The 24,315-nt window shown below is 63.5% G+C and carries 23 protein-coding genes; 15 read left to right on the top strand and 8 right to left on the bottom strand.

Features of this window, described 5'->3' with window-relative positions:
- Window positions 1-297: 297 nt before the first annotated feature.
- A complete protein-coding gene (ppsA, locus tag K7W03_RS04005) occupies window positions 298-2,715 on the bottom strand; it encodes a phosphoenolpyruvate synthase (RefSeq protein WP_222885641.1) in 2,418 nt (805 codons plus the stop codon).
- A gap of 140 nt (window positions 2,716-2,855) precedes the next feature.
- Between ppsA and K7W03_RS04010 the strand changes: the two genes are divergently transcribed.
- The 4 genes from K7W03_RS04010 (at window position 2,856) to K7W03_RS04025 (ending at window position 5,611) form a co-directional block, all read left to right on the top strand.
- Window positions 2,856-3,863: a 2-hydroxyacid dehydrogenase gene (locus K7W03_RS04010; RefSeq protein ID WP_222885659.1), complete on the top strand. Its 1,008-nt coding sequence runs from the start codon at window positions 2,856-2,858 to the stop codon at window positions 3,861-3,863.
- Window positions 3,864-4,080: 217 nt separating this feature from the next.
- Window positions 4,081-4,314, top strand: a complete 234-nt coding sequence (locus K7W03_RS04015; protein ID WP_152542740.1) for a hypothetical protein — start codon at window positions 4,081-4,083, stop codon at window positions 4,312-4,314.
- Between the two features lie 149 nt (window positions 4,315-4,463).
- Window positions 4,464-5,378, top strand: coding sequence for a class I fructose-bisphosphate aldolase (locus tag K7W03_RS04020; RefSeq protein ID WP_222885660.1), 915 nt, complete (start codon window positions 4,464-4,466; stop codon window positions 5,376-5,378).
- 65 nt (window positions 5,379-5,443) lie between these two features.
- Window positions 5,444-5,611: a hypothetical protein gene (locus K7W03_RS04025; protein WP_200866976.1), complete on the top strand. Its 168-nt coding sequence runs from the start codon at window positions 5,444-5,446 to the stop codon at window positions 5,609-5,611.
- Window positions 5,612-5,761: 150 nt separating this feature from the next.
- Here the strand turns inward: K7W03_RS04025 and K7W03_RS04030 are convergent, their stop codons facing one another.
- Together K7W03_RS04030 and K7W03_RS04035 are read right to left on the bottom strand one after the other, a co-directional pair.
- Window positions 5,762-6,178, bottom strand: a complete 417-nt coding sequence (locus tag K7W03_RS04030) for a CBS domain-containing protein (protein WP_222885642.1) — start codon at window positions 6,176-6,178, stop codon at window positions 5,762-5,764.
- Window positions 6,179-6,239: 61 nt separating this feature from the next.
- Window positions 6,240-7,238 (bottom strand): 1-phosphofructokinase family hexose kinase, encoded by a 999-nt coding sequence (locus tag K7W03_RS04035; protein ID WP_222885643.1) that lies wholly within the window; start codon window positions 7,236-7,238, stop codon window positions 6,240-6,242.
- A 207-nt stretch (window positions 7,239-7,445) separates the two neighbouring features.
- Here K7W03_RS04035 and K7W03_RS04040 point away from each other — a divergent pair, with 207 nt between their 5' ends.
- From K7W03_RS04040 to K7W03_RS04050, 3 genes are all read left to right on the top strand, one after another.
- Window positions 7,446-8,588, top strand: coding sequence for a L,D-transpeptidase family protein (locus K7W03_RS04040; protein WP_222885644.1), 1,143 nt, complete (start codon window positions 7,446-7,448; stop codon window positions 8,586-8,588).
- Window positions 8,589-8,710: 122 nt separating this feature from the next.
- The gene (locus tag K7W03_RS04045; protein ID WP_222885645.1) at window positions 8,711-10,168 is read left to right on the top strand and encodes a CHAD domain-containing protein; all 1,458 of its coding nucleotides are present in this window, start codon (window positions 8,711-8,713) and stop codon (window positions 10,166-10,168) included.
- 37 nt (window positions 10,169-10,205) lie between these two features.
- A complete protein-coding gene (locus K7W03_RS04050; protein ID WP_319024293.1) occupies window positions 10,206-10,751 on the top strand; it encodes a potassium channel family protein in 546 nt (181 codons plus the stop codon).
- Window positions 10,752-11,000: 249 nt separating this feature from the next.
- On the opposite strand, the gene K7W03_RS04055 is transcribed toward K7W03_RS04050, so the two are convergent.
- The 3 genes from K7W03_RS04055 to K7W03_RS04065 form a co-directional block, all read right to left on the bottom strand.
- Window positions 11,001-11,183 (bottom strand): hypothetical protein, encoded by a 183-nt coding sequence (locus tag K7W03_RS04055; RefSeq protein WP_222885646.1) that lies wholly within the window; start codon window positions 11,181-11,183, stop codon window positions 11,001-11,003.
- 160 nt (window positions 11,184-11,343) lie between these two features.
- Complete coding sequence (locus K7W03_RS04060) at window positions 11,344-12,069, bottom strand: Crp/Fnr family transcriptional regulator (RefSeq protein ID WP_222885647.1); 726 nt, start codon at window positions 12,067-12,069, stop codon at window positions 11,344-11,346.
- Window positions 12,059-12,517, bottom strand: a complete 459-nt coding sequence (locus K7W03_RS04065) for a response regulator (protein WP_319024294.1) — start codon at window positions 12,515-12,517, stop codon at window positions 12,059-12,061. The genes K7W03_RS04060 and K7W03_RS04065 overlap by 11 nt, the downstream gene beginning before the upstream one ends.
- A 513-nt stretch (window positions 12,518-13,030) precedes the next feature.
- Here K7W03_RS04065 and K7W03_RS04070 point away from each other — a divergent pair.
- Window positions 13,031-15,823, top strand: coding sequence for a cation-translocating P-type ATPase (locus K7W03_RS04070; RefSeq protein WP_264319021.1), 2,793 nt, complete (start codon window positions 13,031-13,033; stop codon window positions 15,821-15,823).
- Here the strand turns inward: K7W03_RS04070 and K7W03_RS04075 are convergent.
- Complete coding sequence (locus K7W03_RS04075; RefSeq protein WP_152542745.1) at window positions 15,772-16,272, bottom strand: hypothetical protein; 501 nt, start codon at window positions 16,270-16,272, stop codon at window positions 15,772-15,774. The genes K7W03_RS04070 and K7W03_RS04075 overlap by 52 nt on opposite strands.
- Entirely contained in the window at window positions 16,250-16,549 is a 300-nt protein-coding gene (locus K7W03_RS04080; protein WP_222885649.1) for a DUF5132 domain-containing protein, read from the bottom strand. The genes K7W03_RS04075 and K7W03_RS04080 overlap by 23 nt, the downstream gene beginning before the upstream one ends.
- Before the next feature lie 570 nt (window positions 16,550-17,119).
- Here K7W03_RS04080 and K7W03_RS04085 point away from each other — a divergent pair.
- The 7 genes from K7W03_RS04085 to clpB all read left to right on the top strand — a co-directional run bounded on the left by K7W03_RS04085 (window position 17,120) and on the right by clpB (window position 24,210).
- Window positions 17,120-17,689 carry a hypothetical protein gene (locus K7W03_RS04085; RefSeq protein ID WP_226869676.1) on the top strand — a complete coding sequence of 190 codons (570 nt, stop codon included), beginning with the start codon at window positions 17,120-17,122 and terminating at the stop codon, window positions 17,687-17,689.
- A 246-nt stretch (window positions 17,690-17,935) separates the two neighbouring features.
- Window positions 17,936-18,268, top strand: coding sequence for an ArsR/SmtB family transcription factor (locus K7W03_RS04090; RefSeq protein ID WP_043152239.1), 333 nt, complete (start codon window positions 17,936-17,938; stop codon window positions 18,266-18,268).
- Window positions 18,269-18,279: 11 nt separating this feature from the next.
- Window positions 18,280-18,807 (top strand): arsenate reductase ArsC, encoded by a 528-nt coding sequence (locus K7W03_RS04095; RefSeq protein ID WP_222885650.1) that lies wholly within the window; start codon window positions 18,280-18,282, stop codon window positions 18,805-18,807.
- Window positions 18,807-19,238: an arsenate reductase (glutaredoxin) gene (arsC, locus tag K7W03_RS04100; protein ID WP_222885651.1), complete on the top strand. Its 432-nt coding sequence runs from the start codon at window positions 18,807-18,809 to the stop codon at window positions 19,236-19,238. Before K7W03_RS04095 ends, arsC begins: the two co-directional genes overlap by 1 nt.
- Window positions 19,235-20,308 carry an ACR3 family arsenite efflux transporter gene (arsB, locus tag K7W03_RS04105; protein WP_222885652.1) on the top strand — a complete coding sequence of 358 codons (1,074 nt, stop codon included), beginning with the start codon at window positions 19,235-19,237 and terminating at the stop codon, window positions 20,306-20,308. The genes arsC and arsB overlap by 4 nt, the downstream gene beginning before the upstream one ends.
- Window positions 20,308-21,048, top strand: a complete 741-nt coding sequence (arsH, locus tag K7W03_RS04110; RefSeq protein WP_222885663.1) for an arsenical resistance protein ArsH — start codon at window positions 20,308-20,310, stop codon at window positions 21,046-21,048. Before arsB ends, arsH begins: the two co-directional genes overlap by 1 nt.
- Before the next feature lie 582 nt (window positions 21,049-21,630).
- Window positions 21,631-24,210: an ATP-dependent chaperone ClpB gene (gene clpB, locus K7W03_RS04115; RefSeq protein WP_222885653.1), complete on the top strand. Its 2,580-nt coding sequence runs from the start codon at window positions 21,631-21,633 to the stop codon at window positions 24,208-24,210.
- Window positions 24,211-24,315 lie beyond the last annotated feature (105 nt).

Below are 24,315 nucleotides of genomic sequence, written 5' to 3' on the forward strand. Positions count from 1 at the left end.
AAGGGGCGCGGACCCCTGACAAGCGCTTCCTGTGTCATACACAAGCGTGATGCGGCGATCTTTGGCGTCTTCGCTGCCGCGGTCCAGCTTCAATTTAAGTGAAAGGCCGCGAGTAGGATTTATCTATTCGGCTCCGCGATCGGGTCCCGGGCCCCTTTCTGGGCGGAGCGTCGCACCTGACAGACAACAGCGGCGCTGACCTTGGCGAATAACTGCGACCGGCGCCATCGCATCTGGTTTATCAAGGATACGGACATAAACGGAGATAGCCACGCGGGCGCAGGCGATTCATTCCGTTCACGCGGCCAGTACGGGAGCCGGCGTCGGCTCTGCACGAGGGGACTGTTCCGCCTGGCTGATATGGGCCATCGTCCGAACGAAGCTGTCGGGATTGAGCGAGATCGAATCGATGCCCTCGTTCACCAGGAATGCCGCGAAATCGGGATAGTTGCTGGGCGCCTGGCCACAGATGCCGATCTTGATGCCGGCGGCATGCGCCTTTCGGATCGCTTCCGACACCATCCGCATTACGGCTTCGTCCCGCTCGTCGAACAGCGTCGCGAGCAGATCGGAATCGCGATCGACACCGAGCACAAGCTGGGTGAGATCATTCGACCCGATCGAGAAGCCGTCGAAGCGCTTGGCGAACTCTTCGGCGAGGATCACGTTCGAAGGGATCTCGCACATCATATAAACTTGGAGCCCGTTGTCCCCGCGGCGCAGGCCGTTCTCCGCCATCACCGCGAGCACCCGATCGGCTTCGGCCGGCGTGCGGCAGAAGGGGACCATGATGATCACATTGGTAAAGCCGAGCGTTTCGCGGACGTGCTTGAGTGCGCGACATTCAAGCGCGAAACCCTCGCGATAGCGCTCGTCATAATAGCGCGAGGCGCCGCGAAATCCGAGCATCGGATTTTCCTCCTCCGGCTCGAAGGCTCGACCACCCAGAAGGTGGGAATATTCGTTCGTCTTGAAATCGCTCAGCCGCACAATCGCCGGATACGGATGATAGGGGGCCGCCAGTTTGGCGATCCCGCGCGACAGGATTTCCACGAAATAGTCTGCCGGACTGGCATGGCCTCGAGTCAGCTCTCGGATCAGGCGGTTGTCCTCCGCGCTAACCCGCTCGGGATGGAGCAGGGCCATCGGATGCGCCTTGATCAGCGCGTTGATGATGAACTCCATGCGGGCAAGACCGACACCCTTGGCCGGGAGGCGCCACCACTGAAAGGCGGCGGCCGGATTGGCAATGTTGACCATCACGTCCGTCCTGGTCGTGGGAATGGCGCCCAGATCAATCTCTTCCCGGTCGAAAGCGAGAAGACCGTCATAGACGCTGCCGACATCGCCCTCCGCGCAGCAGAGCGTGATGGCCTTCTCCTGGCCGAGTACCGTCGTGGCGTTGCCGGTCCCCACGACTGCGGGAACGCCCAACTCGCGGCTGACGATCGCGGCATGGCTGGTGGCGCCGCCATGATCGGTGATGATGCCGGCCGCGCGCTTCATGATCGGCACCCAGTCGGGATCGGTCGTGCCGGTGACGAGGATCGCGCCGTCGCGAAACTGGCCGATGTCTGCGGCGTTGCGGATTACGCAGGCCTGCCCTGATGCGATCGCGCTGCCGATGGCGGCGCCGGTCACCAGCGGAGTGCCGCCCTTGGTCTTGAGCTGATAGCGCTGGAAGGACGAGCGGCTTAGCCCGGCCTGGACGGTTTCTGGACGTGCCTGGACGAGGTAGAGCAGGCCGGTCTCGCCGTCCTTGGCCCATTCCATGTCCATCGGCCGGCCGTAATGGGCCTCGACGATGACGGCCCATCGACCGAGTTCGAGGATGTCGTCGTCATCGAGCACGAAGGCTTCGCGTTCGGCGGGGCTGGTCTCCACGATGCGGGTGCGCTTGCTGCCTCCTTCGGCATAGCGCATCTTCAAGGCCTTCTTGCCAAGACTTTTCTCGATGATGGGACGCGCGTTCGCCTGTTCGAGCAGCGGCTTGAAGACAAGATATTTGTCCGGGTCGACGCTGCCCTGCACAACCGTTTCGCCCAGACCCCAGGCGGCGCTGATCACCGCCACGTTAGGGAAGCCGCTTTCGGTGTCGATCGAGAACATCACGCCCGATCCGGCAAGATCGGATCGCACCATCTGTTGGACGCCGATCGATAGTGCGACATCGAAATGGTCAAACCCCTTGGTCTGGCGGTAGCTGATCGCCCGATCTGTGAAGAGTGATGCAAAACAGCGACGGCAAGCATCGAGCAGGGCGCGGTGGCCCCGCACGTTGAGGAAGGTCTCCTGCTGACCAGCGAAGCTGGCGTCCGGCAGATCCTCTGCCGTTGCGCTGCTGCGGACCGCCACGGCGAGATTGGGGGCGCCAGCCCTGGTCTTGAGTTCGTCATAGGCCGCCTGGATGGCGTCGGCGAGGGCAGGGGGAACCTCGCTGTCAAGGAACAGAGACCGGATCGCATGGCCGGCTTCCTGGAGCGTCGCCTTGCCTTCCTCGTAGGTGGCGAGCTGCGCCCGGATCGCGGCTTCTATTCTGTTGGCCGCAATGAAGCTCCGATAGGCGTCGGCGCTCGTGGCGAAGCCATTGGGAACACGCACCCCCTTGCCCGAAAGCGTGCGCACCATTTCACCGAGTGAAGCATTCTTGCCGCCTACCGACGCGATATCGCCGATCCCGATCTTGTCGAACCAAAGTATCGGGCTCTCGGTCATTGTCTGGTCCACCTCTGTAGAGATGGAGGACGATATGTTCGCCCATGGTGGCTTGTCTGTCGGGGATGATACGTAGTGGCCGACGCACTGAAATCCGGCATGTCGAGAGGACGGGCGCATGCTTTTCAGGGAGTCACATGATGCGGGTGGCCGTTTTCAGTACCAAGCCCTATGACCGGCAGTTCCTCGAGGTTGGCAACGCTGCGGCCGGCTTTCCGCACGATCTCGCTTTCCTGGAAGCGCGGCTCAGCGTCGAGACTGCGCCGCTTGCCGCCGGATCCGGCGCCGTCTGCGCCTTCGTGAATGATTGCCTTGATCGCCTGGTGCTGGAACGTCTTGCCGTGCTCGGGATTAAGCTCGTCGTGCTACGCAGCGCGGGATTCAACAATGTCGATCTTCTCGCCGCAGATGCGCTGAAACTCCCGGTAGCAAGGGTTCCGGCCTATTCGCCCCAAGCGATCGCGGAACATACGCTCGCCCTCATCCTGTCCCTCGACCGCAAGATCCACAAGGCCTATGCCCGAGTGCGCGAAGGCAATTTCTCGCTCGAAGGACTGCTGGGGTTCGATCTGAACGGGCGGACGGTCGGCATCGTCGGAACCGGAAAAATCGGGGCAGTCGTAGCGCGCATTCTCAACGGTTTCGGTTGCCATATTCTCGCCTGTGACCCCACCGCGAACGCCGAAATTGTCGCCATGGGTGGCATTTATGTGGAGCTGGATGCGTTGCTGGCTGCATCCGACATCATCACGCTGCACTGTCCGCTCCTGCCGGAAACCCGGCATATCATCGATAGCCGCGCCGTCGCCCGGATGAAGCGCGGCGTCATGCTGATCAACACAAGCCGGGGCGGGGTCATCGATACGCAGGCGATGATCGATGGGTTGAAGACGGGTGTGATCGGCTATCTAGGGCTCGACGTCTATGAGGAGGAGGATGGGCTCTTCTTCGAGAACCTGTCGCAAGACGTGATCCAGGACGATATTTTCGCGCGCCTGCTGACATTCCCCAACGTTCTCGTCACCGGGCACCAGGGCTTCTTCACGGGCGAGGCTCTGACCGCGATTGCGGCGGCGACGATTGAGAACCTTTCCAGCTTCGAGGGGACAGGCGTCGCTGCGCACCAGATTGCGCCGGTTCGCAGCTGATATCGATCTGTCCCGCGACGCTCGCCGGACCCGTAACCTGCGCGATGTTCCGATCCGGTCAATTACGCATAGGCGCACAGCTGGCGAACGATCATCCTGCGTCCAACAACGGAGAAGCATGATGCGCACGATCCTGACAAGTATAGCGCTCCTCGCGCTCTGCGCCTGCGATGCGGCCGAAAAAAATGTAACAGAGCCGAGGGAAGTAGCCGGAAATGTGACCAATTATGTCGCAGAGGTCGTGGCTCTACCCGAACGTCAGCGGAATGCGGTCTTCTTCCGCGCGATCCGGGACGCGGGTCTGCCGTGCCAGAATGTGACCGGCGCCGAGCAGATCGCGACTGGCGAAAAGGCGCCGATGTGGCGCGCTCAATGCGAGGACGGCGTCGCGCACCTCATCCAGGTCCTGCCGGACGGGACCGCCAACGTCGTCAGCCGGGCGACCCCGTAGGTGACCGCGCCGTACGCAGATCACGAGAGCGCCAGGACGGACGCCGGCGGCCGGCGCTGGAGGGTGCGGTGATCACAGCCAGTGTCACGGATACGCAAGACGGCGACGATCTCCCCGAGCCGGATATTCAGCGTGAACACCCTGTGCGGATGCATATTTCCGACACGGTCCACAAGATCCTCGCGCGCTACGAAGGAGAACCGGCCGAGATCAAGCTGAACCTGGCGCGCATTCTCATGCATGGCCGGGTAGGAGGCAGCGGCCGTCTAATCATCCTTCCCGTCGACCAGGGGATCGAGCACGGCCCGGCGCGAAGCTTTGCCGCCAATCCAGCCGCCTACGATCCCCACTACCATTTTCGGCTCGCGATCGATGCGGGCCTGTCTGCCTTTGCAGCACCGGCCGGCATGCTCGCGGCCGGGGCTGACTCGTTCGCCGGACAGATCCCCACGATCCTCAAGCTGAACGCCGCCAACAGCCTCACGGTGATCAAGGATCAAGCGGTCGTCGCGACCGTGGACGACGCGGTGCGCCTCAACTGCGCCGCTGTAGGATTCACGCTCTACCCTGGTTCGGATGCCTTTATCGACCAGGCCGAGGAGTTGCGCATCGTGGGCCAGGAGGCCCGCGCCGCCGGCCTTCCATTGCTTGTCTGGTCCTATCCGCGTGGCGGGCTGATTTCCGAACAGGGCGAGACCGCGCTCGATATCATCGCCTATGCCGCACACATCGCTGTCGCGCTGGGCGCCCATATCGTGAAGGTGAAGCTGCCCAGCGAGCATATCGAACAGGACGCCGCCAGGCCTGCCTATGCCGACCGGCAATGGTCCGACCCGGTCGAGAGGATAAGGCACGTCGTCCAGGCCGCTTTTTCCGGGCGTCGCCTCGTGCTCTTCTCGGGAGGCGCGGCTAGGGACGCAGAGTCGCTGTATCGGGACGCCCGCGCGATACGTGATGGCGGCGGCAGCGGCTCGATCATCGGCCGCAACAGCTTCCAGCGGCCTCGCTCCGAGGCTCTGGCGATGCTGGACGAGGTCGTGCGAATCTATTCCGGCACAGGCTGATGGCCCCCGGCACTTCTGACCCCAATCCCGAGTTGCGGGCAAAGATCGAAATGAGGAGAAACAGCATGGCGACCCAGCCGGAATTCCCGCCGCCAGACACCATCGAACCCCAGTCGCCACCGGAGGCTCCGCCTGGGCCCGGTCCGGCGGAAAATCCTTTTTCCGAGCCGCCGGAGATCATTCCAGACGTTCCGGACCAGGATTATCCGGGCCGAGAGAACGATCCGGCATAAAGGCATTTCGCGCCGGGCGGTAGCCGGCCGCGAGAGATAACGGCATGATCTGCCGTTCAGCGTGTCAGCCCGAGGCCTGAGCACTGCGCCAAGAGGATTAAGGTTGGCGCGGATGTACGCGGCAGGAATTTGCGAGCTCGAGGGCTTTGCTTATGCGACCAAGGCATGCAGCACGTCGGCACGGCTGATCAGGCCTACAACCCGACCGTCCGTCACTACAGGAAGCCGTTTGACAGCATGGCATTCCATGAGCTCGATCGCTTCCTCCATGGATGCATCGGATCCGATCGTGATCGGGTCGCGCGACATAATCTCGCCGACGGTCCGGGATTCTAGCGCGTTGATGCGCGCGTTGGCATCTGCGCCGAAGAGCGCGGTCAGCCGAGCCGGCCGCTCTTCACGCCGGAAGAAATCGCCCTCGGAGATAATGCCCTGGAGATGCCCGCCCCGATCGACCACGGGCAGGGCGCTGATGTGGTGGTTGGCCATGGTTCGTATCGCCTGCGCAAGCGAAGCATCATGCGTGATCGTCGCCGCCCCGAGGCTCATAACATCGCTTGCTTTCATCTTCTCTCTCCGTCCGCTCGATCATTTGCCTGCCGTTGCAGCAAGGCAGGGCGCTTGTCTCTCACGCGCGATGTGCCTCCGCCGCCCGGCTGCTATGCGCTGCCATATTGGTCGAAGCTTCCGCCGGCGTTTCGCCCGGATCGACAAGGACGTACAGCCGTTCCACCTCATCCCGATGGCAAAGATCAGTACCCGGCGTCAGGACGGCGGCAGCGCCTGCCGCGATTCCATATCGAAAGGCGTCCATCGGATCCCGGCCGCAAGCCAGCGCGAATGTCATTGCCGCCAGAAAGCTATCGCCGGCGCCGACTGCGCTCTTCGCTTCAACGGGCACTGCGGGCAGCCAGAGGACACCGGAGCGCTGCGCGAGGAGGCCGCCTTCATGGCCCATGGTCACAGCCACATATTGGGCCTGGTCCTTGTGGACGATGTCCGACGCTGCCGTCGCGATGTCGCTGCGATCTGCCAGTGAACGGCCTACAAGCTGCTGAAGCTCGCCAAGACTGGGCTTGACCAGCAATATGCCGCCGGCGGCGAGGCCCTGCTGGAGTGCGGCCCCCGAACTGTCTAGAATGAACTCGATCCCGCGAGCCCGCGTCTTCGTCTGCAGGCGGCTGTAGAAATCGTCGGGCACGCCCGGCGGCAGCGATCCGCTCGCGACGAGATAATCACATTCGATACCGTCGAGATGGTCAAGGCATGCTTGCCATTCCTGCTCGGTGACGACGGGGCCGCGCGGCACGAACCGGAATTCCTTGCCTGTTTCCCGCTCATAGACCGCCGTGCTTATGCGGGTGTTGCCTTGGATCGGGATGCGGGAGCGAACCATCTGGTGAAGATCGAGAAGACTATCGAGCGTAGCGCCGGTGGCGCCGCCCGCGAGATAGTGCGCGCGCGCGGTGCCACCCAGCCGGGCAATGACACGCGCCACATTGATGCCGCCGCCGCCCGGGTCATAATGTTCCTGGCGGGCCCGGATCTTGTGAGTGTGAAAGACGCGGTCCGCCTCATAGGCCACATCTATGGCCGGGTTCATCGTAAGGGTCGCAATTCTCTTCATGTCCGGGAGGTTATCATCGCGAGCCTTGGCGTCGGAATAAGTATATGTCCCGAGATGCTCCGCAGTTCGGCTCGCTTGACTGCCATGGCCACCGCGACGGCTCTGTCACCGCCATACCCCTGTGCAGCTATCGAGTGGGCTTCGGTGCGGACACGGCTCCGTATTGTTCCCTATGTTGTCACGCCCCGGCTTTCGACAGGAAAAGCCATGAAGAAATTCCTGCTTCTCGCCTTTGCCTGCTTCCTGCCCGCAGCATCCGTCCCCAACCCGCCGCATTGGCACAAGGCGCAGGCCGAACGCCTCGTCGAATGGCTCGACGCAGCTGCCGACGACGGCCTCGCGCCCGTCAGCAAGGAAGCGCACGTGGTCCGCGCGGCGATTGCGGCCGGTGAAGAGGTGCGCCTTGATACGGTGGCGACGGCGGCAGCGATCCGGCTGTTGCAGGCTCACCGGACGGGTTGCTGCAATGCGTCCCTGCGCACCGGTTGGCGCATCGCGGGGGAGCCGCTTGGGGCCGAACCCGCTACTTCGGTGGCGTCGTCGTTGGCGCGAGACGACCTCGACCGGCTGTTCGGCACGGCGCGCCCCTCGCATCCCTTCTATTATTCGCTTCGCGAAGCCTATTCGCACGAGCAGGATCCTGCGCGGCGCGCGACAATCGCCGCCAATCTCGATCGTTGGCGCTGGATGCCGCGCGTGCTCGGAGCCCGCTACCTGCTGGTTAACACCGCGGCCTTCGAAGCGACGCTGTGGGACGGCCGGAAGCAAATCGGCCGCTGGGCGGTAATCGTCGGCAAGACCGGCTCGCCGACACCGGTATTCGCCGCAACAGTGACAGGTGTGACGTTCAACCCCTGGTGGGAGATTCCGTCGAGCATCGTCGCGGAAAGCGTCGGCGCTTTGGTGCGCAACCGTCCTGCCGAGGCGGCGCGCAAGGGCTATGTCGTGCAGGGTGGCCGGTATCGACAGCGCCCGGGCGCAACCAATGCACTCGGGCGGATGAAACTCGTCATGCCCAATCCTTACAGCGTCTATCTTCACGACACACCGAGCAAGGGTCTGTTCGAGCAGGATGTACGCGCCTTCAGCCATGGCTGCGTCCGGGTCGGGGACGCGCTCGGCCTCGCCACGGCGCTTCTTGCGACCGAGCCGGGCTGGGACCGGGCGCGCACGGATGCCATGGTCGCGGCAGGGCGGACGGCTACCGTACCAATGGCTGCTCCGGTTCCCGTCTATGTCGCTTATTTCACGGCCGAACCGGACGGCGAAGGCGGTATCCGCTATTTTCCCGACGTTTACCATCGGGACCGCGGCATGCCGGTGCCGGGCGAGGAGAACTGTCCCCGATGACCTTTGCAAATTGCGGTGCCCAGCGGGAACATCGACCACGCCCATCGGCCGAATCTGCGCGAGGCGGCTTGGCGTTCAGACGGCTCCTAGATGACATCACGAAACGGTGAGAGAAGGCATGCATGGCGGACGAAATCGAACTGAAGCTCGAACTGACGCCGGACGCCGCCGATGCGTTCGAAGCTTCCGCTTTGCTGCCGGCCAATCCTGAAAAGATCGAGCAAGGGTCGGTCTATTTCGACACCCCGGATCATGCTCTGGCGAAGAAGGGGCTTTCGCTTCGCATCCGCCGTTCGGGCAGGAAGCGCACGCAGACCGTGAAGGCGGATGGCGCCAGTGCCGCGGGCCTGTTCGTGCGCTCCGAATGGGAACGCGCCGTCAAGGACGACAAGCCCATCCTCGATGATACGACGCCGGTCCGGGCCATGATCGGCGGCGCGGTCGATAGCGTCGGTTCGGTCTTCGAGGTGCGGATCGCGCGGCGCACGTGGATACTAAGGCAGGAGGGCGCGACGATCGAAGTGGTTCTGGACCGCGGCGAGGCGGCGGCGGGGGACCGAACATCGCCGATCTGCGAGATCGAGCTGGAGTTGAAGGCCGGCGATCCGGCCGCATTGTTCACGCTTGCCCGGCGCATCGATGCGGTCGCGCCCGTCCGGCTCAGTGTACAGACCAAGGCCGAGCGGGGCTACCGGCTCACCGGACCGGTCACGACGATGGTCAAGGCCGAGCCGATAGCGCTAACCAGCGACATGACGGCAGCCCAGGCGTTCCAGCATATCGTCCAGAGCTGCGTGCGGCAGTTCCGGTTGAACGAGACGCTGCTGCTGGCCCGCCGGGACACCGAGGCCCTGCACCAGGCACGCGTGGCGTTGCGCCGCCTGCGATCAAGCTTCTCAATCTTCAAGCCGCTGATCGGCGGAGACATGAAAGTGAAGCTGGGCGAGGAGCTGCGGTGGGTCGCTTCGAAGCTTGGCGACGCCCGCAACCTTGATGTGTTGCTCGAACGCGCCCGATCGGGTCCACTATACGATCGCATCGAGGCGGCGCGCCAAGCGGCCTATGGCGAGGTCGCGGATGCATTGGCGTCATCGCGCGCGCGGAAGCTGATGCTCGATCTTGCGGAGTGGACTGTGAACGGCGACTGGCTACATGTGTCCGCCACCGAGGCGGATCGCCATCAGCCGGCGCGAGAATTCGCAGTCGCCGCGCTCGGCCGTTTTCGCCGCAAAGTGAAGAAGGGGGGAGGTGATCTCGCTCATGCGGCCGATGCCGCCCGGCACCGGGTCCGCAAGAACGTCAAGAAATTGCGCTATGGGGCCGAGTTCTTCGCCACCTTGTTCGAGCGCAAGCACGAGAGGCGGCGGTACGAGCGATTCCTCGTGGCGCTGGAAGAGCTTCAGGACCAGCTCGGTCTGCTCAACGACCTGGCGACGGCGCCAAGCCTGCTGGAAAAGCTTGGATTGGCTGATGAGCCCGATGCGCCGACGTTGTTGGTCAACGCCCGAAAGAAGGCGCTGTTGAAGGCTGCGGCGGTTGCGCATGACGCGCTGATCGACACGAAGCGGTTCTGGCGATGACCGATAGTTCCGGCTCTCATCGCTGGCGTAGAAACGGATGCCGGTGCAAGCCCGGCTTACGCCGACCAAAGTGCCTCTATCGAATGGATTGTCGTGGGCGGGACGGGCCGTCCATGCCAATCTGGCCGCCATGACATTGTCCACGCAGCTGGGTATCGCAACAGCGGTCGTCGCCCTGACGGTGCTGGTGCACCTCGTGGGGCTTGGGGCCTTGCTTGCAATTCTGCGCCGACACCGTCACGCATCGAGCCGAATGCTGGCGGCGATGTTCAACACAGCGGCGATTCTTTTAGCGGCGTTCGGCCTCTTTGCACTGCATTCGGTCGAGATCTGGATCTGGGCGGGCGTATACCGGTGGCTCAACGCTTTTCCTGATTTCGAGCAGGCGCTTTACTTCTCCACCTCGACCTATGTGACAATAGGCTACGGAGATCTGGTTCTACCTCCGGGCAGTCGCATCCTGGGCGCGATCGAGGGCGCCAGCGGGATTATTCTGATCGGCTGGTCCACCGCCTTCTTCTTTTCCATCGTTGATCGTTTGAAGCTGCTTGAACGAGGGTTCGAGCATGATCGGGCAGAATAGCTTTGGTCAGTCATTCGTGGTCGAGCCTGATCGAAAGGGACGCAAAGTCGGAGCTCATCATCATGGCGCCAGCGGGCCGTCATGCTTCCCGCCCGATCCGCATCCAGAACGTCGCTCAGCCTGGATCGCGACCGTTTCCGGAAAATCTCCATTGACGCCGAAATGGACCGCATCGAAGCGACGAACATCGTCAGGCTCTGGGCTGCTTTCTTCCAAGACGTTGGGCATTGCGCGCTGCCCCTTTTGCAGTCACCTATCGTTCTCAAGCGACCGCAGCTTCTCTTCCTCATCGTGAAGAAGTTTGCGGATTTCATCATGCCTGTCGCGATGGGCGGCATTGTGGAGAAGCGCCTGGAAGCGCAGGATATTCTGGTTGTGCGCCCAGGATCGCTTCTCGAAGTCGCTCCGACCGCTCCCGCCCTCACGCGCCATTTAACGCTCCCGCTAGCGACCTGCCTACGGATGAGTGGAGCGCCGCTGGCGGCTATCCTATCGACTCAGCGTGTCGGAGTGCACAGAGTGATGACCGTTCGCCCGCGCGTCTGTTCGATGTCGAACATAGCAGTAGCGTTTCCGAACCTTTCCCGAAAAATCAGCCGCCGCGCTGCGTTTCCGGGCCGAACAATCGATTCATCTCTGCGGTGGTCTCGGCGTAGCATTCGCACGAGGTCTCCTCGAGACCCGCCCGGTCGATGATCGTAATGATCCCGCGCACATAATCGATGTATCCCGCCCGATGGAGCACCTTGGCGGTCAGCGAGACGCTGGAGCGGGTTGTTCCAAGCATCGTAGCGAGGAATTCGTGGGTGAGCGGAAAGCTGTCGGCAAGCGCGCTGTCATGGCTCGTCAGCAGCCAACGACAGCAGCGCTCCTCGAGCGTATGCAGTCGGTTACACGCCGCAGTCTGCGCGAGCTGGCCAAAGGCGAAGCGCCAGTACCGCTCCATCATCCGCCTCAGGTCGCGATCCCGCTCGAGCTCGCGCGAAAGGAAAGTTCGGCTGATCTTGAGCGCGCTGCCCGGCACCTGCACCATCGTCTCGGTGATCGCCACATCGACGCCGAACAGCGCATTGGAATCGGTGATGCCCTCAAGGCCGATCGCGCCCACTTCGACGGAGCGGCCGTCGCGCATCACCTTGACCATCGAGATGATGCCCCGGTTTACGAAATAGAGATGCTGGATCAATCCGTTAACATGATCGATGACGGCCCCCGACTCCGTCCGAATGAGCTCCATCTCGGGTGTCAGCCTTGCGAGCGTTGCCGAAGGCAGCGCAAGCAAAAGGCGGTTGGTGATCGGCTCCCCTTCACTGGCCATCGTGACGCGCTCCGCCTGACTGACAGTGCGCATGCAAGAGACGGTCGATAGTGTCACCGACGGCTCCTTCGCGAAACGGCTTCTCGATCACCGCCCCAAAGCCGAGGCTGGTAGCTCGCTCCTGAAGGTCTGGGGTAGAGTAGGCGGTAATCAGTATGGCGGGTCCATTCCAATCCCGCGAACGCAGGCGCGACAAAATCTCGAAGCCGTCGAGTTCGTCGAGCCGATAGTCCGCCACCAGGCAGGCAGCGCTCGTGCAAAACGGATCGTCGAGCAGCGTCTTTCCGCTCGCGTGCGCCCTGACGTCATAGCCCCGCGCCTGCAAGACCAGCTGGAGCGATCGCCTGACGGCAGGATCGTCCTCTGCAAGCAGGATCTTCGGCTGTCCTGAATCCGAAACAGTGTTCCGGTATGTCATGTCGTTCCGTTCGGAGAGGAGATTTTGCATCGCTTCCGATAGCGGGTCCACCTACGCGACGCGTTACGTAAAGCCCCGGATGGGGCGTCATCAGTCCCGCGCACCACTTCGGAGAGGCGCCAGGCGCTCTGTTCGTTATGGCCCGCGACCATCGCGCTTGTGTCGGAATTTGTGCCGCGGTCACGTCCCCGGGGATGTAACTGCGGCGATCTGCTCGCGCTACTCTGCCCGCGCGGTGCCGGGGGCTGCGGACCAGTGAACTCTGGCTCGCAAAGCGACGACGTTGAGGGAACATACCAATCTGCTGCGGTCTCTCGATGATGTAACGCCTGCGGACATATGATTGGTCATGCTTCCCGGGCAGCGTCCGGAAGAGTGAAAGGATCGCGAATACCAGTGGCGATTTCGATACATCATCACATTCCGGGTCGGACGCGATTGCGGTTTTCTCCATGGCCTGCCGATGACGCGTTACGGCGTTTCCGAAGCAGATTGGTGGCTCGCGGTTGCCGTGTAGGGGAGGGCAATGCCTTCTTGGGCAGCATGCTTGTCGAACATGATCCCGCAGTGACCATTGCCGCCATCGTCTCCTGGTTGGAGGAATCAGCGCCGATCGAGGCGGCCGCCGAGCCAGATGACCGGCTTTCCCGCTCCGGTCCGCGGCGACCGAGGCTTTTGGACGAACCGCCACTGGAGAGTGACGCCATTTTCCGTTCGCGGGGTGAGGATATCCTCGAGCTGTTGCGTAGCGGGGCGGACGGTCTTTCTGCGAACGAGGCGCGCCGCCGGCTCGCCGTCTACGGGCCGAACCAGACTCCGCCGCCGCTCGGCCGCTCGCAGCGGGATATGGTCGCGGCGCAGTTCACGGGCTTGCCGGTGGCGCTGCTGTTCGGATCGGCGGTTCTTTCCTTCGCTACCGGTGGCCTGCTGGACGCCGCTTTGACGATCGGCGTCGTACTCGCCAACGCCGCCATCGGCTTCTCTTCGGAAAATGCCACGGAGCGCCTTATCCGCCGCCTGTCGCGGCCGACGGAGCATATGGCGGAGGTCCAGCGTGACGGCAATCGCCTTACGGTGCTCGCCGCGACGATCGTGCCCGGCGATATCCTCGTCCTCGCGCCGGGCCAGTTCGTGCCCGCCGATGCCCGAATTCTCGAATGCCGGGATCTGACGGTGGATGAATCGACGCTGACGGGCGAGAGCCTGCCAGTTCGAAAGCACGCCAAGGTGCTGGACCAGGTGCCGGCTGGAGTCGCCGACCGGCACAATATCGTCCACGATGGAACGATCGTCAGCGGTGGAGACGGGCGCGCCGTCGTCTTTCAGACGGGCAGCGGCACGGAGGCCGCACGAACCCGCGCCTTGATCGATCTGGCGCGTCCGCCCCGACCCGTCATCGAGGAGGAACTCTCTTCCCTCAGCGGCCGTCTCGCATTGCTCTGCGTCGGCGCGTCGAGCGTCGTATTCCTGGTCGGGCTGCTGCGCGGCGAGCCGCTGCTGGCCATGGCGCGAAGCGCGGTCGCACTGGCGGTCGCTGCCATTCCCGAGGGTCTTCCAGCCATCGCGACCACAACGCTTGCGCTGGGTGCAAGGGCGATGGAGCGCGAGCAGGCTTTTGTTCGGGCGCTGCCAGCGGTCGAGGCCCTTGGCACCATCGACACCATCTGCCTCGACAAGACCGGCACCCTGACCGAGAACAGGATGGCGGTCGTGGGGGTCGCCATCGGAGAAGAGGTTCGGCGGACTTCGGCGGACGGGCATAGCGATGGCCTGGCCCCACACCTGCTGCGGGCCATCGCCGAAGCCGTGGCGCTGTGCAATGAGGCAAATCTGGCATTGCAGACGGGATCCTCCACCGAACTGGCGCTTCTTCGCTTTTGCAGTGACACCGGCATCGACCCCGATGCCGTCCAACAACAGTCGCCGATAGTGGGCCTCCAGAGCCGGGATCAGGCGCATCGATGGATGGCGACAGCGCATCGCCGCAACGGCGCGGATTATGTCGCGGTCAAGGGCGCGCCGGACGAATTGCTCGCGCTTGCCGCCCACGAACTGACGGAGGATGGGCTTCGGCCGCTCGACGAGGAACGGCGTCGCCGGATCCTTGCCACCAATGAGACGCTCGCCCGGGAAGGCTTGCGGGTGCTCGGCGTTGCGAGGAAGGAAGGTGATCTTCGCGACGGATTGCCGGACGACCTCGTCTGGCTGGGCCTCGTGGCGCTCGCTGACCCTGTCCGCGCGGAGGCGCAGGAAGCGGTCGAGATCTTTCACCGCGCCGGCATTCGAACGATCATTATCACCGGAGACCAGCCGGCCACCGCGCTTTCGGTCGCCGAAGCGGTCGCCGTGTCACGGACCGGCATCATCCCCGTCGTGGACGGCGCGAACCTTGCGGATCTCGACGATCAGGCGCTTGGCGCTTTGGCGCTCCGGACGTCGGTCTTCGCCCGTATCAGCCCTGGTGACAAGCTGCGCATCGTCCGCGCGCTTCAGGGCGCGGGCCGGCGCGTGGCGATGATCGGGGATGGCGTCAACGACGGTCCCGCGCTCAGGGCTGCTGCGGTAGGCGTCGCCATGGGAAGGCAGGGAACCGATGTCGCGCGCGAGGTGGCGGACATCGTGATCGCCGACGATGATTTACGGGCGTTGGCACGGGCGATCGCCCGCGGGCGCGCGACCGATGACAGCATCGGCGCGGCCACCCGCTATTTCCTGTCGACGAACCTGTCGGAGGTGCTCCTCATGCTCGGCGAAACCCTGCATGGTCGGGGCGGGCTCGAAACGCCGATGGAGTTGTTCTGGCTCAATCTGGTGACGGACATCATGCCAGGTCTGGGGCTGGCGATGGCCGAGCCGCGAGGCGACGTGATGACACGCCCCCCGCGCACTGCGGATGCGCCGCTGTTCGGCCACGACGAGCTTCGGGATCTTGGATTCGACGGCGCACACCTCGCTGCGTCGGCGTTGACCGCCCATCTCATCCTGTTGGCGCGCAAGGGCGCCGGACCACAGGCACGCGCGGCGACCTTCATAACATTGTCGCTGGCGCAGTTTGCCCACGCCTGGGGGCTGCGTGACCGGACGCCCGGATCGGTCGCAGGTCGAGTGGTATCGGAGACACGGCTTGGCGGCGCATTGGCAGCGGCTTGCGGACTGCTTGCCGCGCCTTTCCTGATCCGGCCACTGCGAACGCTGCTCGGGCTGGGTGTGCCCGGTCCGGGCGACTTGGCGCTCTCCGCCGGGCTGGCGGCGACCTCTTTCGGCATCGGCGAACTGCGACGGACTCAGCGAATGAACGTTCGCAGTGGCCGGGCCATCGTCAGGGTGGCGGCCTGACCGAGGAGGGTCAGCGCCGGTCCGGCAACCCTGCCTCTTGCGAGCTGGATCACACCCCCGGCCACAAGCCCCGCGAAAGCCAGGCTCCACAGATCCGCACGGCCGTCCGTCAGGCGCGCTATCGCTCCGTCGACCGTACCAAGCTGCCGTGCGGCGGCACCCATCGGATCGATCGGCTGAAGATGCGTGATGGACGAAGCAAACTGGATGCCTTCTCTGGCGATCGACTCCCGCAACTCATCAAAATCGCCTCGGTGTCTGATAACGATGCTGCCGCTTGTCGGCCTGATCTCGGCGGAGTCTATGCCCGGAATCGCGGCCAATGCCGTAGCAAGCGACTCAAGCCGCTCGAGGTGGGGCAGGGGACGATCGAGCACGATCCGGACGCGTCCGGGCATACGGTGCTTGAGATGACCTCGCGTCGTTTCAGCTTTTGGACTGCGATCCATCGACGGCGTCCTTCTCCTGGCTGGCTGCTCCTTGCGTGGCCGCGGTTGCGGAAGCGGCCTCTGGCGCCGGTGTTTGCTTCATCTCATGGGCGACCTCGGCGACCAGATCCTCGACATCTTCAGCGAAACGCGCGGCCGCGCCGCGACCTGCTGCATAGCCGGCAAGACCGGCCCGCAGCGCCCGTTTGGCCGCAGGCCTCGTCGTTTCCCACGGGATCGACGCCACCAGGGCGCCACCCGCTCCGACCACCATTCCCCAGAAGAAGCTGCCGCGCATGATCGTTCCCGTATTTTCCTGCCGCCATGGCAAATCGAGCCGTGCCTTTCGCTCGGCTTGAGCCGACTCTGCACGAGCAATATGAAAATCTGTGGCTGATCCGAGCCTGCCTCATGCTCTTAACCGGACGAATTCGTATACATACGTAGGTCCCGGCGATCACCGTCCCTCATAGTTCTTCCACTGGAAGCGAAGCGACAATCTTGTCGCAGCGGTCGTCCTTCCGCCAGAAGCCCAGGTGCCGACGCGGAAGGTTCCTTGCCGCGGTGGAAGCGCTTGGGGACCGGCAGCATGCCCAACGATCTGGTCAACCGTACCGCACATATAGGAGGAACTTGGAATAGCCGATGATCCCGATGCAGCAAAGCCGGTGGCCAGCCGCGGCAGGAAGGCGATGCCGAGGGCTGCGTCCAACGCCACATGACGTCCTGCACGAAGTGGTTCTGGCAAGGACCGATGGCCCGGTCCTCATCGTGGGCAGAAATCTCCCATCGCTTGGGACTTAGGGGAATTCCTTACAGAGGGACCTGCCTGACGCATCTAAAACCCTATCTTTCGGATATGACGGTCTTGCCCACTTACAGCCCACGCAAGTCGACGGCAGCCGCCGGGGTTCCGCTCTGCGCCCTGCTGATCGCTTCGCTTCTGCTGGCCGGCTGCATTCCCCATAGCCCGCCGCCCAAGACCGGCGCAGCCGCGCCACCCGTCGCGCAGCCGGAACGCAAGGTAGACCAGACGGGCAGGAGGGCAGGCGAGATCGTGACCCAGCCGGTTCGCGACGTCGGTGTGGCCGCGACCAATATTCCGCCGGTGTTGGAAAGAGCGAGCGAGAACCCCTACAGCCTCGACGGCCTTAGAGCCTGCACCGAACTGGCCCGTGCGGTGACCGAACTGAGCGCGGTGCTTGGACCGGACTTCATTGTCGGAGCGAAACAGCAAGAGAACAGCGCCGGAAAATTTGCGGAGGCCGGCGGCCAGATGGTGGTGAACTCGCTCATTCCCTTCCGGGGACTGGTGCGGGAGGCGACCGGCGCGGCGCCGGCGCAGCGTCGCCTCAACACCGCGATCGATGCGGGTTTTGCGCGACGGGGCTTCCTGCGCGGCATCCACCAGGCAAGAGGCTGCCGTCCGGCGCTCTGAGGCGCCGGGAACGCGTCCTCAAGAGGCTGGACGTCGCGGCGACCGATCCTAAAGAAGGTCTCCTTCCCGACGGTTGCGGACGACCGTACCGTCGGGAAGGCCGCTGCTGAAGAGATTCGCGCCGCTTGAGCGACCCGAGCGGCTCTCCCGGCTGGGCCGCGATCCGGCTGGGGATGTTGGAAAAGCATGTAAATCGCTGTGAATGTCGTCGTTGATCATTATCCATATATCCGTTAATATAGATATATGGATAATGATTCAGCCATCGCCACTTTAGGCGCTCTCGCGCAGGGCACCCGCCTTGACGCCTTCCGGCTTCTGGTCCGGCATGAGCCCGACGGGCTCGCTGCCGGCGAGATCGCCAAGGCATTGGCTGTTCCCCAGAATACCATGTCGGTTCACCTGGCCACGCTCTCACGAGCCGGATTGATCCGTTCCGAGCGGCGCAGCCGGGTCATCAACTATCGCGCCGAGCTGGACCAGTTGAAGACGCTGACCCTGTTTCTCGTGAAGGATTGCTGTGGCGGCAACGCGGCGCTGTGCGCGCCATTGATCGCCGAACTCGCCCCCTGCTGCTGATGGAGTCAGCCATGTCCGACCGCATCTTCAACGTCCTCTTCCTGTGCACCGGTAACTCGGCCCGCTCGATTCTTGCGGAGAGCGCCCTCACCAAGCTGGGCGGCGGTCGCTTCCGTGCCTTTTCGGCCGGGAGCTACCCCAAGGGCGCGATCAACCCTGACGCGCTCGCTCTGCTCGAGCGGATTGAATATCCTACAGAAGGTCTCCGTTCGAAGAGCTGGGACGAGTTCGCCGTGCCTGGCGCGCCCGTGATGGATTTCGTGTTCACCGTCTGCGACGACGCGGCGGGCGAGGTCTGCCCGATCTGGCCGGGTCATCCTGTCACCGCCCATTGGGGGATCGAGGATCCAAGCCACGTCCAGGGTTCGCAGATCGAGCGGGAGCGCGCGTTCGTGACAGCGCTGCGCTATCTTGAGAACCGCATCAAGCTCTTCGCGGCGTTGCCCTTCGATAGGGTCGACGCCATGGCTTTGCGGGCCCGTGTCCGTGAGATCGGGCATGGCGAAGGCGCGAGCAGCCGTCGCGGGGACGCAGCCTGATGCCGGTCGATATCATAATCTACCACAATCCCGATTGCGGCACCTCCCGCAACACGCTGGCGATGATCCGCAATGCTGGAATCGAACCGCATGTGATCGACTATCTGAAGACTCCTCCGTCGCGGTCGATGCTTATGTGGCTGATCGAGCGCATGGGTATTACCACGCGCTCTTTGCTGCGCGAGAAGGGCACGCCTTTCGCTGAGTTGGGGCTCGATAACCCGTCGCTGAGTGATGGGCAGCTTGTCGATGCGATGATGGCGCATCCAATCTTGATCAACCGCCCGATCGTAGTGTCACCGCTCGGCGTCAAGCTCTGCCGCCCTTCCGAGGAGGTGCTCGATCTGCTGCCGAGCGATCAGCGTGGCGCCTTCGCGAAGGAAGATGGCGAACGCATTGTCGATGACCGCGGCCAGCGGGTCGCATCATGAACGCCACCACTGCTGGAACGTTGGCGCCGGCCAGGCCGGCGATCAGCACATTCGAACGCTATCTCAGCGTCTGGGTAGCGCTTTGCATCATCGTCGGCATCGCACTCGGCTATGCACTGCCCGGCCTGTTCGGCGTGATTGCGTCGACCGAGGTTGCGCGGGTCAACCTCATCGTTGCGGTTCTGATCTGGCTGATGATCGTCCCGATGCTGCTCAAGATCGATCTTGGCGCGCTTGGTTCGGTCAGGCAGCATTGGAAGGGTGTCGGCATAACGCTGTTCATCAACTGGGCGGTAAAGCCCTTCTCGATGGCGCTGCTCGGCACCCTGTTCCTGGGCTGGCTGTTTCGGCCGCTGTTGCCGGAGGCTGAGATCAGCTCCTATATCGCCGGACTGATCCTGCTTGCCGCAGCGCCCTGCACGGCGATGGTGTTCGTCTGGTCCAATCTCTGCGATGGTGACCCGACCTACACGCTGAGCCAGGTCGCGCTCAACGACATCATCATGGTGTTCGCGTTCGCCCCGCTGGTCGGCCTTCTCCTCGGCGTCGCATCGATCACCGTACCCTGGGACACGCTGCTGATCTCGGTCCTACTCTACATCGTCGTGCCGGTGATCGTCGGGCAGGTCATTCGGGGTGCCGTGCTTTCGTCGGGCGGACAGCCCGCGCTTGACCGGCTGCTCAGCCGTCTTGGCCCAGTATCTTTGGTCGCGTTGCTGACGACTCTGGTGCTGCTGTTCGGATTCCAAGGGCAGGCGATCATAGCCCATCCGCTGGTGATCGCGCTGATCGCCGTGCCGATTCTCATCCAGGTCTATTTCAACGCAGGGCTCGCCTATTGGCTGAGCCGTCGGTTCGGCGTGGCATGGTGCGTTGCCGCCCCCGCCGCATTGATCGGCGCGTCCAACTTCTTCGAGCTGGCGGTCGCTGCCGCGATCAGTCTGTTCGGTCTCAACTCCGGCGCAGCGCTTGCTACCGTCGTCGGTGTGCTGGTCGAAGTTCCGGTCATGCTGTCCGTGGTCAGAATCGTGAAGGGGACACGCCCTTGGTATGAGCGTCGGGTAGCATGATGTCGCGCCTTCGTTCCCTTGCCGACCCTGATGACCTGCCGGCGCTCGATCGGTCGCTCGTTAGACCTAGTCCCGCCGTCGGCCTCGGTTCGCTCGAACATCCGCCCCGCATCTTGCTGCTTTACGGATCCCTGCGGGAGCGATCATTCAGTCGACTCGCGGTCGAGGAGGCGGCGCGCCTGCTGATCCTGTTCGGCGCCGAGGTGCGGATCTTCGATCCGAGCGACCTGCCGCTGCCGGATCAGATCAGGGGGGACGACCATCCGGCGGTCCATGAACTTCGTCAGCACGCGCTCTGGTCCGAGGGCATGGTGTGGTGCAGTCCCGAGCGTCATGGCCAGATCACTGGCATCATGAAGGCGCAGATCGACCATCTGCCGCTGGAGTTTGGCGGTATGCGCCCGACCCAGGGAAGGACGCTCGCGGTGATGCAGGTCTCAGGCGGCTCGCAGTCTTTCAACGCGGTCAACACGCTGCGTCTGCTCGGCCGCTGGATGAGGATGTTCACGATCCCGAACCAGTCGAGCATCGCAATGGCATTCAAGGAGTTCGATGAGGCAGGCCGGTTGAGACCCTCCAGCTACTACGACCGCATTGTCGACGTGATGGAAGAGTTGATCCGGTTCACCATTCTGACCCGCGGCCATGCCGAGCAGCTTGTCGATCGATATTCTGAGCGCAAGTCCGAGACCGCCAAGCGCGATGCCGCGAACGACCTGACGTCACGATCGATAGCGTGAGGCCCGCAATTGGGCCAGAACGCCGGGTCTGGCGCCTTATGGCTGTTCTATTCCCGCCAGCCGGACGCTGGATTTGCCCCCCGTCCCCCGGGCGATGCTGCGAGTCGCCATAATCGGAACGACGATCAGATCGGGCCGGGCCGGGCCGGGCCGGTTTCACCTGCGGCGCGGCCGCATCATTGGGAAAGGAGCGACATAGAAAGGAGGCACGGCCATGTCGCAGCCATTTCGCCAGAGGTGGGCAGCACAAGCGCTCTTCTCTCCAGCCATGTCCGGCGGCAGTCGATCGGCAGATAGCCATGAACATCGCCGGTCCGGACTTGGCTGAATTCCGCGCCCATCGGAACATCCCGTATATTTCTGGGCTTCGGCTTGAAAGATAAGCGCCAAGAATTCTGAGCGAACGAGAGAGGGGGAACACGCTATGCCAAGAAATCTCCGACTTTGCCGAACCAATCGATAGGGCCTTCATCGGCCGTGTTGGAATCGGTTCGATAACCCTTGGCCATCACGTGCGACGTCGAACCGACAATGGGGTGAGACGCGATCGGTACTCACGCCAAACGGAAAAACGAGGAATCAATGAATCTCGAAAAATTCACCGATCGCGCCAAGGGCTTCCTCCAGAGCGCGCAAACCGTCGCGATCCGCATGAGCCATCAGCGGATAAGCCCGGAACATCTTCTGAAAGCTTTGCTCGAGGATGAGCAGGGCATGGCAAGCGGCCTCATCCGCGCGGCAGGCGGCGATCCCGCCGTGGCGACGCGGCAGACCGACGCCGCGCTCGCCAAGGTGCCATCGGTTTCAGGCAGCGGCGCGCAATCGGCCCCGAGCCTCGATAATGATGCTATGCGGGTGCTCGATCAGGCCGAGCAGGTCGCGCAGAAGGCGGGCGACAGCTATGTCACCGTCGAGCGGCTGCTTCTTGCGCTAGCGCTGGCCTCAAACACCGCGGCCGGCAAGTCCCTGGCCTCAGCGGGCTTGAAGGCAGAAGCGCTGAATGCGGCGATCAGCGCGCTGCGCAAGGGAAAGACTGCGGACACGGCCTCGGCCGAGGATCGCTACGACGCGCTCAAGAAGTTCGCACGCGACCTCACCGAAGCGGCCCGCGAAGGCGAACTCGATCCGGTCATCGGCCGCGATGAGGAGATCCGTCGCACCATCCAGATCCTTGCCAGGCGCACGAAGAACAATCCCGTCCTCATCGGCGAACCCGGCGTCGGCAAGACCGCGATCGCCGAAGGGCTCGCCCTGCGCATCGCCAATGGCGACGTGCCCGATACGCTCAAGGACCGCGCGCTGATGGCGCTCGACATGGGCAGCCTGATCGCCGGGGCCAAATATCGCGGCGAGTTCGAGGAGCGGCTGAAGGGTGTGCTCGATGAGGTGAAGGCCGCCGAGGGCCATATCGTCCTGTTCATCGACGAGATGCATACGCTAATCGGCGCCGGCAAGGGCGAAGGCGCGATGGACGCATCCAACCTGCTCAAGCCCGCGCTCGCGCGCGGCGAACTCCATTGCATCGGCGCGACCACGCTCGATGAATATCGCAAGCATGTCGAGAAGGATCCAGCCCTCCAGCGGCGCTTCCAGCCCGTCTTCGTCGGTGAGCCCACGGTCGAAGATACCATCTCGATCCTGCGCGGCCTGAAGGAAAAATATGAGCTGCACCATGGCGTGCGCATCACCGATAGCGCGCTGGTCTCGGCGGCGACCTTGTCCCACCGCTACATCACCGAACGCTTCCTGCCGGACAAGGCGATCGACCTCATGGATGAGGCGGCCTCGCGCCTGCGTATGGAAGTCGAATCCAAGCCCGAGGAGATCGAGAATCTCGATCGGCGCATCATCCAGCTCAAGATCGAGCGGGAGGCGCTGAAAAAGGAGACCGACAAGGCGTCGAAGGACAGACTGGAGACGCTGGAGCAGGATCTCGCCAATCTCGAGCAGCAATCGGCTGAACTCACCTCGCGCTGGCAGGCCGAGAAAGAAAAGATCGCGGGTGAGAGCCGTATCAAGGAACAGCTCGACGCTGCACGCATCGAGCTCGACCAGGCGCAGCGCTCGGGCGACCTCGCCAAGGCAGGCGAACTGCAATACGGCACCATTCCCACGCTCGAAAAGCAGCTGGCCGACGCGGCGGGCGCAGCCGAAGGCGCGATGCTGCGCGAGGAGGTGACAGCGGAGGACATCGCCGGCGTCGTCGCGCGCTGGACCGGCATTCCGGTCGAGCGGATGATGACCGGCGAGCGCGAGAAGCTGCTCGCCATGGAAGAGACGATCGGCAAGCGCGTCATCGGCCAGGCCGATGCGGTCCGCGCCGTGTCGACCGCCGTGCGCCGCGCGCGTGCCGGTCTGCAGGACCCCAATCGGCCCCTGGGCTCATTCCTGTTCCTAGGGCCCACAGGCGTCGGCAAGACCGAGCTCACCAAGGCGCTCGCCGGCTTCCTGTTCGACGACGACAACGCGATGGTTCGCATCGATATGAGCGAGTTCATGGAGAAACACTCGGTCGCCAGGCTGATCGGCGCCCCTCCGGGCTACGTCGGCTATGAAGAGGGCGGCGTGCTGACCGAAGCGGTTCGCCGCCGCCCCTATCAAGTCGTCCTCTTCGACGAGGTCGAGAAGGCGCATGGCGACGTGTTCAACATTCTCCTGCAGGTGCTCGACGACGGGCGGCTGACCGACGGCCAGGGCCGCACGGTCGACTTCACCAACACCATCATCGTGCTGACCAGCAATCTGGGCAGCCAGTATATTGCTGGCCTCGCCGACGACGAATCGGTCGAGAAGGTCGAGGACCAGGTGATGGAAATCGTCCGCGGCCATTTCCGACCGGAATTCCTCAACCGCCTCGACGAGATCATTCTGTTCCACAGGCTCGGCGCCGACCATATGGCGCCCATCGTCGATATTCAGGTCGCCCGCGTCGGCAAGCTGCTCCAGGACCGCAAGATCACGCTCGACCTCACCGATGCGGCCCGCGCCTGGCTCGGCCGCGCCGGCTATGATCCGGTCTACGGCGCGCGGCCATTGAAACGCGCGGTGCAACGCTTTCTCCAGGATCCGCTCGCCGACTTGATCCTCCAGGGCGAGATCCGCGACGGATCGACCGTCCATATCGATGAGGGTGACGGAGCACTCGTGCTGAATATAGGCTAAGAATTACGAGGGTCGCCTAGCCCGCCTTATTCACCAAAAGTGTCCTGAAGGGTTGGCGGGAGTGGCGTAAGCCTCTGATCTGAATTAGGAACTGGGTGTCTAAGC

The organism is Sphingobium sp. PNB (genome assembly GCF_019873065.1).
Taxonomy (GTDB): domain Bacteria; phylum Pseudomonadota; class Alphaproteobacteria; order Sphingomonadales; family Sphingomonadaceae; genus Sphingobium; species Sphingobium fuliginis.